Origin of the sequence: Pseudarthrobacter quantipunctorum, assembly GCF_045291495.1 — a bacterium.
Classification (GTDB): domain Bacteria; phylum Actinomycetota; class Actinomycetes; order Actinomycetales; family Micrococcaceae; genus Arthrobacter; species Arthrobacter quantipunctorum.
The window spans coordinates 644,400-656,724 of sequence record NZ_CP148033.1; the positions used below are offsets into that span (position 1 = coordinate 644,400).

Sequence of the window (12,325 nt, forward strand, 5' to 3'; positions counted from 1 at the left end):
AAGAGTCCAGCTGTGTAACGATTCAAAATTTTGCTTGACCTGGCCATTGGTCTGCGTCTAGATTTTCGAGAAACCGATTACCGGCGTGATGCGGGACACTTCCGCGTTCGCCTCTGCAACGATGGAGAAATGAAGGGAGCTGCGCCATGCTGTCTGGATCGTTCAGTGCCCGGGCTTACTCGTTCTTTGACACCCTCCTCTGGATTGCCTGCCTGAACCTGCTGTGGATCCTCTTCACGCTGCTGGGCGTGGGTGTCCTTGGCGCAGGCCCTGCAACAGGGGCCGCCCAGATCGCCGTGCGGAAGCGTGCCCGGGGCGACGCGGCGCCCTTGTTCCGCAGCTTCACTTCGGACTACTTCCGGAACTTCGGCCGGGCCAATGCGCTCGCCTTGCCCGTGATGGGAGTGGCCGTGGCGCTGTCCATGAACTGGAACTATTTCTCCGCATCCGGGGACCTGTTCTCGCAGCTGGTGGCGGCGGGCATTTTTGTGGCGGCGATCCTTCTGGCCGGCGCAACCTGCTACCTCTTCCCGTTGTATGCCAGGTACGAGCTGCCCCTCGCCCAGTACCTGCTGGTGTCTTCACGCTTCGCCTTCCGCCACCTCGCCGGAACGGTCATCCTGCTGTTCATTTCCGCGGCGGCGTTCTATGCCAGCACCACGGTCCCGGGCCTGGTTCCGTTCTTCAGCATCGGAGCCTGGCTGTTTACCACCGGCTGGCTGTGCGACCGGTTCTTCACCGCAAATGATGAATCGGTGGCCGGGGCTTCAGTGGCAGGGGCGGACAACCCTGGAGCGAAGGGCTCCCTCCCGGCGGCCTCGGTGGCCTGACGCCTGGGAGGCCGCGGGCGCGCATAAGTCCGGAAGGCGCCGTCGGCCTTTCCGCTGCTTGCCTTCCTCCGCTTACCCCACTCGTTTGAAACGTATCAACACATCCCATCAACAATCTTGACCAACAAAACCCCGAAGAAGTGGAAAAGGAAAACCATGATCCGCAGAAAACTCTCCCTGGCCGCCGCCGTCGTTACGGCCACGGCCATGTCCCTCACAGCCTGCAGCGGAGGCGAGGCCCCGGCAGCGGACCTCAGCACCGTGTCCATCATGGCGCCGTTCCTCGAGGCCCAGCCGCCCAGTGCCGACGGTGCCGTCCAGAAGAAACTGGAGGAGCTCACCGGCAAGGACATCAACATCACGTGGACACCCAACGCGTCCTACGAGGACAAGACCAACATCACCCTTGCCTCCTCCGAGATCCCGCACATCATGGTGATCCAGGGAAAGACCCCCGGGTTCGTCAAGAACGCCGAAGCCGGGGCATTCTGGGACCTGACGGACAAACTCGATGACTACCCAAACCTGAAGACCACTTTCCCGGACATCCAGCAGAACGCCAGCATCAATGGCAAGGTGTACGGCGTGTTCCGCGGCCGCGCCCCGATGCGCGCCGCCGTGATGTTCCGCCAGGACTGGCTGGACAAGCTGGGCCTCGAGGCGCCCAAGACCACCGAGGACCTGTACAACGTGGCCAAGGCCTTCACCGAGCAGGACCCGGACGGCAACGGCCAGGATGACACCTGGGGCATCACCATCCCCAAGTGGGGTGCGCTGGGCACCAACAGCCCCTACGACATCATCGAGGAATGGTACGGCACCGGAAACCGCTGGACCGAAAAGGACGGGAAGCTGATCCCCAGCTTCGAAACGGAGGAGTTCCTCGAGGCCAACCGGTTCGTCAAGAAGATGGTGGACGAAAAGCTCATCAACCCGGACTTCGCCACCTTTGACGGCACCAAGTGGAACGAACCGTTCTTCAATGGCAAGGGCGGCATCATCGTGGACGTCGACTCCCGCGTCAGCGTCCTGGTCAACCTGTTCAAGCAGGCGGATCCAAACAACTACGAGAACAAGGTGGGCTTCGTGGGCAACCTCGAAGGCCCCGACGGCGAACTGCACGCCCACCCCACCGACGGCTACTCCGGCTTCCTCGCCGTGCCCAAATCGAGCGTCCGCACCGAGGCTGAGCTGGACAAGGTGCTGGAAGTCCTGAACACCATGAACGGCAAGGAGGTGGCCATCCTGCTGAACAACGGAATCGAGGGCGTGAACTTCACCGTTGAGGACGGCAAAGCTGCCAGTATCAAGCCCGAAACCGAGGAATCAAAGACCGTCAGCACGGACATCAAGAGCTACGCACAGCTCGGCATGAACGTTGGGGGCAACACCTTCTACCCGGTCAAGCAGCCCACCGAATATGAGCAGCAGGTCTTCGACAAGCGCACGGAAGTGATGGCAGAGGACCTAAAGAGCGCCGTCTACAACCCGGCTGCCCCGTACGTGTCCGCCACCTACGTCTCCAAGGGTGCGCAGCTGGACAACATCGTGGCGGATGCCCGGATCAAGTACCTTGCCGGGCAGATCGATGAGCAGGGGCTGAAGGACGCCATCAAGCTGTGGAACACCAGCGGCGGCGACAAGGTGAAGGAAGAGATCAACCAGCTCTGGCAGGACAACAAGTAACAGTCCCGCCCGCACCGGCGGGCTCCGCATGTTCGCTGCGGAGCCCGCCGTTGCAGGACCCACCACCACTTCCAGAAAGGAGGCCCTGAATGTCACAGCTGACAGACGCACTGGCCTCGAACATCGGCCACGGCCAGGGCCCCGGGACGGATGCGGGCAAGAGCTCCAGGCCGCGCAAGCCGCCAAAGGTCCCGCGGGGTAAATTCTCCGTCCATTTCGCGCACTACAAGTGGCTCTACCTGCTGCTGGTGCCGGGGGTGGTGTACTTCGCGGTGTTCCGCTACGCCCCGATGTACGGTGTGTCCATCGCATTCAAGGACTACGTCCCGTTCCTGGGCGTGAACGGCAGCCCGTGGGTGGGAACCCAGCACTTCCAGGACTTCTTCTCCAACCCGGACTTCCCGCGGCTGCTCGGCAACACCCTGATCCTGGCGTTCCTGAACCTGGGCATCGCCTTTCCGCTGACCATCGTCCTGGCGCTGCTTTTGAACGAGGTCCGGCTTTCCATCCTCAAGCGCACCGTCCAGACGCTCGTCTACATCCCGCACTTCCTGTCCTGGACCATCGTGGCGTCGCTGAGTTTCCTGCTGTTCGCCCTGGACTTCGGCCCGCTGTTCCTGTTCCTGAACAACGTGATGGGCACCAACATCGACTTCCTCTCCGATCCGAACTGGTTCCGGCCGCTGATCGTGCTGCAGGAGATCTGGAAGAACACCGGCTGGGGCACCATCATCTTCCTCGCAGCCCTGGCCACCGTGGACCAGGACCAGTACGAGGCCGCCATCATTGACGGCGCCGGCCGGTTCCGCAGGGTCTGGCACATCACCCTGCCCGGCATCCGTTCCACCATCATCGTGATGCTGATCCTGGCCATCGGGCAGATGCTCAACACCGGGTTCGAACAGATCTACCTGATGACCAATGCCCTGAACCGGTCCGTGGCTGACGTGTTCGACACCTACGTGTACTTCGTGGGCATCACCCAGGGCGCCTACAGCTACTCCACCGCCGTGGGGCTCTTCAAATCCCTGGTGGGCATCGTGCTGATCTTCGGCACCAACGCCCTGGCCAAGCGCTTCAACCAGAGCGGACTGTTCTAATGAAGATACACAACACCACCGGCGGGCGGATTTTCGACGCCGCGAACTACGTTTTCTTGTCCCTGATCGGCATCATCACGCTGCTGCCGTTCATCTACGTGATCGCCGGGTCCTTCGCCAACGAGGCCGAAATCACCCGGCGCGCGTTCTTCGTTTGGCCTGAACAGTTCACCCTGGGCTCCTACGAATACATCTTCTCCACCCCCGCATTCACCAGGGCGCTGGTGACCACCATCCTGGTCACCGCCGTTGGAACCCTGGTCCAGCTCGCGTTCACCGTGACCATGGCTTACCCGCTGGCCAAAAAGACCCTCCGGGGCCGGCAGGTCATCCTGTCCCTGGTGGTCTTCGCCATGGTCTTCTCCGGCGGCATGATCCCCACGTTCCTGCTGGTCAAGGACTTGGGCCTGCTGAACTCCTACTGGGCGCTGATCCTGCCGGCGGCCATCAACCCGTTCAGCCTGATCATCATCAAGAACTTCTTCCAGGAGCTCCCCGCCGAGCTTGAGGAGTCGGCCAAGATGGACGGCGCCACCGAGATCGGCATCCTGTGGCGGATCCTGCTGCCCCTGTCCAAACCGGTCCTGGCCACGTTCGCCCTGTTCTACGCCGTGGGCATCTGGAACGACTTCATGTCGCCCCTGCTCTACCTCTCCGACAACTCCAAATGGACCCTGCAGATGTACCTGCGGCAGGTCACGGCGTCCTCGGACCTGCTCGGCACCGGCAACGTGGACCCGAACTACATCCCGCCCGAACAGGGCATCAAGTTCGCGGTGATCGTGGTGGCAACCCTGCCCATCCTCATCTTCTACCCGTTCCTGCAGAAGCACTTCGCCAAAGGCATGCTCATCGGCTCCGTCAAGGGCTGAGCCTGCACCACGAGAGAAAGCACAGCATGAAAATCCTGCTCGCCGGAGATTCCACGGTGGCAACCTGCCCCACGCACGAGTACCCCATGAGCGGCTGGGGAGCGCACCTTGCCCCGCATTCGTACACCTGGGCGGCGGTGCACAACTTCGCCAAGGGCGGGGCCAGCACGGAGTCCTTCCGGAACGAGGGGCTGTGGGCCAGCCTGCTGGCGGAAGCCGGGGAGGGGGACCTGGTACTGATCCAGTTCGGCCACAACGACCAGAAGAGGCAGCACCTTGCGGCCCGGACCGGGTACGCCGCCAACCTGCGCACCATGGCGGAGGAAGTGCGGAACCTGGGGGCGCTGCCTGTACTCTGCACCCCGGTGGAGCGCAGGCACTTCCCGGACCGGCCGTCGTCGGGCGCTGCTGCTGGGCAAAAAGACCTTGAACAGAGCCTGGAGGACTACCCGGAGGTGGTGCGGGAGATCGGCCTGGAGCTCGGGCTGGCGGTCATTGACCTGAACGCGTGGACCCGCGGGCTGTACCTGCAGCTGGGCCGGGAGGAATCGGCGGCGCTCTTCTGCCACTTCGGGCCGGGCTCGCACGCGCACTGGCCGGACGGCCTGGCGGACAACACCCACTTCTCCCAGCAGGGGGCCGCGCTGGTGGCGGGGCACGTTGCCGCCCGGCTTCAGGAGCTGGGGCTGGTGCCCGGAGGCCTGGTAGGCACGACGGCGGGACGAGGCTAGGTGGGTACGTCCGGCCTGGATGCGAAGGTGCTGTACAGCAATGCCCTCACGTCCCCGGCGGACGTGGGGGATTGGGTGGCGGAAGGGCCGCTGCGACTGGGGACTCACCAAGGCGCCCTGGAGCTGTCCGGTTCCCTGGACGATGCGGAATTCGGGGACCACGCGCACTGGACGTTCTGGTGCCCGGTGCAGTTTCCGGACGGCATCCGGATCAGCTGGGAATTCCTGCCGCTGGAGGAACCCGGCCTGGCCATGCTCTTCTTCGCCGCCCGGGGACACGGCGGGCTGGACCTGTTTTCCAGTGCGCTGGCACCGCGGACGGGGTTCTACCCGCAGTACCATTCCGGGGACATCGATGCCCTGCACGTGTCCTATTTCCGGCACAAGTACGAGTCCGAGCGGGCCTTCCGGACCTGCAACCTGCGCAAGAGCGCCGGGTTTGAACTGGTGGCGCAGGGAGCCGATCCGCTGCCCCCGGCTGGGGACGCTCTGGACTTCTACCGGATGGAAGTCGTGAAGGATGGGCCGCGGGTGGCTTTCACCATCAACGGGCTGCCGCTTTTTGAGTGGCACGATCCGTCCCCTGCCCCTGCCCCTGCCGCTGCCCCTGCCGCTGGCGCTGCCGTGCTGGGCGGCGGCTACCTGGGCTTCCGGCAGATGGCCCCGCTCCGGGCGGCGTACCGGAACCTGGTGGTGGAGGAGCTTTAGTCCGGTTAGGGAGCGGGATCCGCCTTGTGTTTCGTCGGCCGGTAGCCGGCAAGTTCGGCGCGGACGTCGCCTTCCTCGTGCTGGCCCTTTTCCTTGCCGAACGGCAGGGCCTTCAGCAGCGGGTGCAGGACAGCCATTACGGCGAGGCCCCAGGCAAGTCCCAGGACGGCTGAGCAAAGGGTGTTAACGAGCCATGCCAGGAGGCCGCCGATACCCGCGATTCCGGCGACCGGAGCTTCAAGGGCGTGGACCAGGTCATACGGCAGGTGCCAGCCGAGGTCGTAGGCTCCCTGCAGCATGATGTGGCCGCCAACCCACAGCATGGCGACCGTGCCGATCAGGGTGATGGCGGCCAGCACGGCGGGCATCCCCTTGACGAGCAGTTCGCCGAAGCGCTGGGAGGCTGCAGATTCCTTGGCGGCCAGGTGCAGGCCGATGTCGTCCATCTTGACGATCAGTGCGACCGCCCCGTACACGAGCACCGTGATGGCGAGGGCCACGACCACCAGGATGACGGCCCGGGCCCAGATGGATTCCGCGGCCACCTCGTTCATGGAGATGACCATGATCTCGCAGGACAGGATGAAGTCGGTGGTGATGGCGCCCTTGACCACTTTGGCTTCCGCCTCCGGACCCCGTTCGACTGCCGGCGCTTTTTCGTCCGAGTGGTCCCGGCGGAGCTTGTGCCAGACTTTCTCGGCACCTTCGAAGCACAGGTACGTGCCGCCCAGCATAAGGATGAACGGGATGGCCCACGGGAGGAAGGCGCTGATGAGCAGCAGTGCCGGCAGGATGATCAGCAGCTTGTTCCGGAGCGAGCCCCAGAAGATCCGCTTGATCATCGGCAGTTCGCGGGACGGGTCCGCGCCGGACACATACTGCGGGGTGACTGCGGCGTCGTCGATGACCACGCCAGCGGCCTTGGCCCCCGCCTTGGCGGCTCCGGCTGCGACGTCGTCCACCGAGGCAGCCGCGATGCGGGCCAGGGCTGCGACGTCGTCCAGCAGGGCGACGAGGCCGCCGCTCACAGACCGCTCCCGCAGTGCTCGCGTTCGGACGGCTGGGCGTGGCTGCCTGGGTGCAGGCGCGTGATCGGCATGCTGAAATTATACGGTGGCGGGCAGCCGTACCCGCCCTGCCCGGCCGTATACGGCAGGTATTCCTTCGGGCCCCGCCCGCAATTGCCGCAGGTCAGGCCCCGGCCACCGGCAGCACCAGCAGGTAGCCGGCCGGCAGGTCGCTGCTCCAGCGCCGCGGTTCGCGGACCACGAATTGGGTGGCCAGCTGCTCGGGGGCCAGCAGGCTGTTGGGCTCGGGCGACGGGCCCCATTTTTCGCTGCCGTGCGGGTAGAGCGGGTCCTGCACGCGGACGCCGGTGACCGTGAACTCCGGGAACTGGGCGGGATCGCCCACAGACTCGAAACCGCTCATCACCCACGCGTGGCGGCCGCTCCACATGACCAGCCCCACCGGCCGGCCCGTGTCCGCGATGGCGCGGGCCGCCGTCTGGAGGGCAGACCCGTAATCGGCGATGCTGACAACTTTGTACGGCCCCATGCCCACTTCCGTCAGCACCTGTGCCCAGCCGAGGGGGTTGGCGCCGTTGAAGGAGTTGGAGGACCGGGCCCGTGCCATCTCCCACAGTTCGCCCTGCTGGGTGGAATCCGCCCAGGTGCCGCCGCCGGTGTCGTCAATCAGGTTGTGTGCCATCTGGATGCTCGCCGCAACGCACCAGTCGAAGGTGTACTGCGGCACGAAGTCCCCCTCCTGGTAGAGGTTGAGCGCGTAAGGCTGGGGGACCGGAGGTGGTGCGGGGGCCGGCGGCTGTGTGGGTGTGGCTGTGGCGGCGGGAACCGGAGTGGCGGCTTCCTGGGGCGCAAGGGCAAGGCCGGTTGCGGAGGGCGGTGCAGGGGAGGTAGGGGCTGGCTGCGCGGGGGAGGCTGGAGCCGCCTGCCCGGTGGGAGGATTATCGATGCCGACGGCGGGCGTGCAGGCTCCGAGGCAGGTCGCCAGGGCGACGAACCAGGCAAGAAGACGGGGACGGGCGCCGGTCATGATGGGATCAGTCTAGCGCGGTGCCACGCCGGTGGCCGGTGTCCGCCGGCAATCTCAGAACGCGTAGCGGATGCGGCAATACGGCGCGATGTTTTCGATCAGCGCCGTCAGTTGCTTCACGTAGCGTGCCTTGGTTCCCGAACGGTAGCGGACGTTGGTGAAGCCGTTGGAGGAGACCTTGGACTCCTGGAGGTCCGGGCGCCACAGCACGTCCTCGGCCTGCGGATGCCAGCCGAGGTTGACCTCGTGCAGCCGCTCGTTATGGGTCAGGAAAATGACTTCCGCCGCCAGCTGGGCTTTTGCGGCCGGGCTGAGGGTTCGGTCCAGCTGGCGCAGCATTTCCTCCCAGTCGCTGAGCCACGTGTCAGTGATGATGACGGGGGAGAAGTTCACATGCACCTCGTACCCGGCAGCAACGAAGTCATTGATGGCAGCCATGCGGTCAGCCACGGGGGAGGTCCTGACGTCAATGGACTTCGCCAGCGCCGCGGGCATGAGGGAGAACCGGATCCGGGTGTGCCCGCCGTGGTCCCAGCCGAGCATCGCCGGGTTGACGTACTTGGTGGCAAAGGACAGCTTGGCGGTGGGCAGGTCACGGAAGAGCGTCACCAGATCCTCCACGTTGTCGCTGATCAGGGCATCGACCGAGCAGTCGCTGTTCTCGCCGATGTCGTACACCCAGAGCTCGGGGTCGCACTGGTTGGGCTCCAGCTTGATGCCCTGGCGGGTCACGTGCCGTTCAAGGGCCCTGGAAATCTGGTCGATGTTCGCGAACACGGTCACCGGATTGCTATAGCCCTTGTGCCGCGGCACGTAGCAGTAGGCACACGCCATGGCGCAGCCGTTAGCTGTTGAAGGGGCAATGAAGTCCGCAGACCGGCCGTTCGGCTTGACGGACAGCGCCGTTTTGACGCCCAGGACCAGCGCCTCCGTCTTGATCCGGGACCAGCGCGGCACGTTGGTTTCCTCCCCGTGCAGCTCCGGGATGTTCCAGTGGCTGTCAACAAGCACGACGTCGGCGTCCGGCCAGCGTTGGACGATGTCCTTGCCCCGGGGCAGTTCCAGTGCAGCGGGTTGGGCATAGATGCGCCGGATCTGCAGCAGCCGGTTGAATTCCATGGCTCCATCCTCGCAGGAGGTCCTAGCCCGCCAGTATCCGCTCCAGCCGCTCCACTCCGGACTGTTCGAAGGCGGCATCCCCGATTTTATGGGCCCACACCACGGTCCCCAGGGCCTGGTTCAGGTTTTCCAGCTGCCACAGCCCGGCGTCGGAGCTCCCGGGCTGTTTGCCTAACCCGCTGTAGAAGGCCTCCGCCAGGGCAGGCCGCCCAAGGAACTGCTGGTGGGTGAGGCGGACCAGGTCATGGACCCAGGGGCGGGCGTCCGCCCGGCCGAAGTCGATGACTTTGATCCTGCCGCCGTCTACCAGCCAGTTCCTGGGCTGGTAGTCACCGTGGCTGGTCACCAGCTCCACAGGGCCCGGTTTCAGTCCGGCCAGCTCCTGCTCGGCACGGGCGCACACATCGGCGGCCACCAGTCCTTCGGCCGAGCGGATGAGCAGCTGCGTCTGGTAGGCGAGCTTCTTCGCGTAATCGGCGGAGGTCCCGGCCGGGCGGTGCAGCTTCGCCAGGAGCGCTCCGGCCTGGCGGTACGTCCCGGGCTGGTACTCGGCTGCGGTTCCCTCCACCGACGTGCCGGGCAGGAACTCGGTGACCAGGATTCCGGCCTTGACCGAAGCCTGCCTGAGCACAGGGGCTGAACCGTGGAGGCCGGGCAAGCCCGGAGCGAGGGCAGCGATCTCCCGCCGGATGTGGTGGCTGGTGGTGCTCGCCTTGACGATGAAGCTCCCGCCGTCGGGCGTGGAAACGTGGAGCACGGAGGTGTCCTGCAGGGGCCAGGAGTAGTCCTTGACCACCATGAAGGGGCCAAGCCAGGATCTCAGCAGCCGGTGCTGCTCAGGTGTAACTGAAGCGGGCATCCATCAGGCTATTCTCTCCAGTGCCAGTTCCTCTACAGCAACCGCCAAAGTGTCCAGGTCGAACCAGTCAACAGGCAGCACCTCGTGGACAAAGGCGTCAAATTCGAAGGGGTGGCAACGCCCGCCGTGGTTCCAGTACAGGATCCAAAGATCCATCAGGCCACGGTCCTTCCGCCGCAGCAGGTCCCTGGCAGCGCACCGCACGTCATCCATAACCAATCCTTGCTTCTGCTGCCTGCCGCCCACAAGGGCAGGTGCCATCTTTGCCGCGAGGACCAGGCCTGCGGAGGAATCCGGAGCCGGCACCGCCACTGCTGCGGCATGATAGGAGGGTCGTGCGGGTCCGCTCAGGCCATTGCGTTTGTTCAGGTCATCGGGATTGTTCAAGTCATCGGAATTGTTCAAGGAAGGAAGCAGGATTGGAGCCTTTAACTTTCGACGGCGGCAAGGGGACAGTGGAGCTGCGTTCTGACGGCGTCATCCACCTCATCTGGGAACCCAGCGCACGGATAGAGCTCCAGGACGCGCAGGCTGCCATGGCGGCCGTGAACCGGATCGCGGGAGAGCAGACCTATCCCATGCTTGTGGACATGGCCACCACCGAGAACGTCACCCGGGCGGCCCGTTCCGTGTTTTCCATCCCCTGCGCCGCGGACCGCATCGCGCTGCTGGGCGCCAGCCCGGTGGACCGGATCATGGCCAACTTCTTCCTGGGCGTGCATATCCCGCCGTGTCCCACCCGCTTCTTCACTTCCCGGACTGAGTCCATGAAGTGGCTGCAGGCCGGCAATTAGCCGGCGTTCGTGCTCTGACGCACCACAAGCTCCGGCGTGAAGACTACCGAGCGGTGCGTCGGGTTCTGGGATTCCACCTCTTCGGCGAGGAGCTGGATGGCGGTGCGTCCCAACGCCTCCGTGGGCTGCCGGATGGAGGACAGCGGAACTACGGCGGAGACGGCAAAGTCGATGTCGTCGTAGCCAATCAGCGCCACGTCCTCCGGGATGCGGAACGTGTGGGTCATGGTCAGCGACTGCATCACTCCCAGTGCCAGGAGGTCGTTGGCGCAGAAGATGCCGTCCGGCAGCCCTTCACGGCCCCGTTCCACCAGCGAATTGCCCACGCTGCGCCCGGCCAGCACGGTCTGCCCCTCGGACTCAAGCACCTCCAGCGTTGCGTCGGACTCCTCCTTGACAGCCCGCCGGGCGCCCTGGAGGCGGTCGGCCACCTGCCGGATGGAGGTGGGGCCGCCAACAAAGGCGAGCCGGCGGCGGCCGGTGTCCAGCAGGTGCCGCGCTGCCAGGTATCCGCCGGCGTCGTCGTCCACTGCAACGGAACTGAACTTTGCCTCGTCAGCCAGCCGGTCCACCAGGACAGTGGGCACGCCGCGCTCGCGGAGGAGGTCCAGCCGTTCGGTGACATCGCCTACTGGTGAGATCAGCAGGCCCTGGACACGCTGTTCCTGGAAAAGGTCTATGTAGTTTGCCTCGCGGGCGGCGTCGTGGCCGCTGTCCCCCAGCAGGACAGCGCTGCCGTGGAGGGCGGCGGCGTCCTCGGCCGCACGCACCACTGAGGTGAAGAACGGGTTGCCTACGTCCAGGACAATCAGGCCGATAGTGCGGCTGTGCCCCGCGCGCAGCTGGCGGGCGGCGTCGTTGCGGACGAAGCCAAGCTCGTCGATGGCCTTTAGCACGCGGTCCTTGGTCCGCTGGGAAACCCTGTCCGGGTAATTCAGCACATTGGACACCGTCCCCACGGCCACGCTGGCATGGTTGGCGACGTCCTTGATACTCGCTGAGCGGTTCATAATTCTCCGTGCTGCTGCTCCGTGTGGCATGCATTGAGCCCCGGTTACATACCGCGGACAGAAATGCTTGACACCTACTCAGATTCAAGAGTACTTTGAATCGTAACAATGAAACGATTCAAAGATTCGCGATTTCAGGAGAACCAAAGATGAGGGTGTGTTTCCGCTCCTCGGTCCAGCCGGCCATGATTGACGAGTACCGCCGCCGGCACGCCGCCGTGTGGCCGGAGATGCTCCGCGCGCTCAAGGACGCCGGGTGGAACAACTACTCCCTGTTCCTCTCCGGAGACGGGCTTTTGGTGGGCTACCTGGAATGTGACGACTTTGATGCCGTCCGGGCACGCATGGCACTGACGGACGTCAACGCCCGCTGGCAGGCGGAAATGGCCACTCTTTTTGAGAACCCGGAAAACCCGGACCAGGCTCCCGATGAAGGGTTCCAGGTCCTGGAAGAAGTCTTCAACCTTGACAGCCAGCTGGCGGCGGCTGAACCCTCCACCGCATAACGCCGCCAAACTGGCGGGCACCAGCTCCAGCAGCGGGGCGAACACAGACCACAGC

At 64.8% G+C, this 12,325-nt stretch carries 14 protein-coding genes; 8 read left to right on the forward strand and 6 right to left on the reverse strand.

The window, feature by feature from the left end:
* Positions 1-146: 146 nt before the first annotated feature.
* From WHH00_RS02915 to WHH00_RS02940, 6 genes are all read left to right on the forward strand, one after another.
* Entirely contained in the window at positions 147-830 is a 684-nt protein-coding gene (locus WHH00_RS02915) for a YesL family protein (RefSeq protein WP_406636377.1), read from the forward strand.
* A gap of 156 nt (positions 831-986) precedes the next feature.
* Positions 987-2,516 (forward strand): extracellular solute-binding protein, encoded by a 1,530-nt coding sequence (locus WHH00_RS02920; protein ID WP_406636379.1) that lies wholly within the window; start codon positions 987-989, stop codon positions 2,514-2,516.
* An 89-nt stretch (positions 2,517-2,605) separates the two neighbouring features.
* Positions 2,606-3,616 (forward strand): sugar ABC transporter permease, encoded by a 1,011-nt coding sequence (locus tag WHH00_RS02925; RefSeq protein WP_231453943.1) that lies wholly within the window; start codon positions 2,606-2,608, stop codon positions 3,614-3,616.
* The gene (locus WHH00_RS02930; RefSeq protein ID WP_174181887.1) at positions 3,616-4,488 is read left to right on the forward strand and encodes a carbohydrate ABC transporter permease; all 873 of its coding nucleotides are present in this window, start codon (positions 3,616-3,618) and stop codon (positions 4,486-4,488) included. The genes WHH00_RS02925 and WHH00_RS02930 overlap by 1 nt, the downstream gene beginning before the upstream one ends.
* Positions 4,489-4,514: 26 nt before the next feature.
* The gene (locus WHH00_RS02935) at positions 4,515-5,219 is read left to right on the forward strand and encodes a rhamnogalacturonan acetylesterase (RefSeq protein ID WP_406636381.1); all 705 of its coding nucleotides are present in this window, start codon (positions 4,515-4,517) and stop codon (positions 5,217-5,219) included.
* Positions 5,220-5,927 (forward strand): DUF1961 family protein, encoded by a 708-nt coding sequence (locus WHH00_RS02940; protein ID WP_406636383.1) that lies wholly within the window; start codon positions 5,220-5,222, stop codon positions 5,925-5,927.
* Between the two features lie 5 nt (positions 5,928-5,932).
* On the opposite strand, the gene WHH00_RS02945 is transcribed toward WHH00_RS02940, so the two are convergent.
* The 5 genes from WHH00_RS02945 to WHH00_RS02965 all read right to left on the reverse strand — a co-directional run bounded on the left by WHH00_RS02945 (position 5,933) and on the right by WHH00_RS02965 (position 10,347).
* Positions 5,933-6,955 carry a DUF808 domain-containing protein gene (locus WHH00_RS02945; protein ID WP_350002888.1) on the reverse strand — a complete coding sequence of 341 codons (1,023 nt, stop codon included), beginning with the start codon at positions 6,953-6,955 and terminating at the stop codon, positions 5,933-5,935.
* A gap of 163 nt (positions 6,956-7,118) precedes the next feature.
* Positions 7,119-7,982 carry a hypothetical protein gene (locus WHH00_RS02950; RefSeq protein ID WP_406636386.1) on the reverse strand — a complete coding sequence of 288 codons (864 nt, stop codon included), beginning with the start codon at positions 7,980-7,982 and terminating at the stop codon, positions 7,119-7,121.
* A 54-nt stretch (positions 7,983-8,036) separates the two neighbouring features.
* On the reverse strand, positions 8,037-9,101 hold the full coding sequence (locus tag WHH00_RS02955) for a spore photoproduct lyase family protein (protein WP_406636388.1): 1,065 nt from the start codon (positions 9,099-9,101) through the stop codon (positions 8,037-8,039).
* A gap of 22 nt (positions 9,102-9,123) precedes the next feature.
* The gene (locus WHH00_RS02960) at positions 9,124-9,960 is read right to left on the reverse strand and encodes a phosphotransferase (RefSeq protein WP_406636390.1); all 837 of its coding nucleotides are present in this window, start codon (positions 9,958-9,960) and stop codon (positions 9,124-9,126) included.
* A gap of 3 nt (positions 9,961-9,963) precedes the next feature.
* The gene (locus WHH00_RS02965; RefSeq protein WP_406636392.1) at positions 9,964-10,347 is read right to left on the reverse strand and encodes a hypothetical protein; all 384 of its coding nucleotides are present in this window, start codon (positions 10,345-10,347) and stop codon (positions 9,964-9,966) included.
* Between the two features lie 32 nt (positions 10,348-10,379).
* Here WHH00_RS02965 and WHH00_RS02970 point away from each other — a divergent pair, with 32 nt between their 5' ends.
* Positions 10,380-10,754: an STAS/SEC14 domain-containing protein gene (locus WHH00_RS02970; protein WP_350002877.1), complete on the forward strand. Its 375-nt coding sequence runs from the start codon at positions 10,380-10,382 to the stop codon at positions 10,752-10,754.
* Here WHH00_RS02970 and WHH00_RS02975 read toward each other — a convergent pair.
* Positions 10,751-11,764, reverse strand: a complete 1,014-nt coding sequence (locus WHH00_RS02975; RefSeq protein ID WP_406636394.1) for a LacI family DNA-binding transcriptional regulator — start codon at positions 11,762-11,764, stop codon at positions 10,751-10,753. The genes WHH00_RS02970 and WHH00_RS02975 overlap by 4 nt on opposite strands.
* A gap of 149 nt (positions 11,765-11,913) precedes the next feature.
* Between WHH00_RS02975 and WHH00_RS02980 the strand changes: the two genes are divergently transcribed.
* A complete protein-coding gene (locus WHH00_RS02980; protein ID WP_231453933.1) occupies positions 11,914-12,270 on the forward strand; it encodes an L-rhamnose mutarotase in 357 nt (118 codons plus the stop codon).
* Positions 12,271-12,325 lie beyond the last annotated feature (55 nt).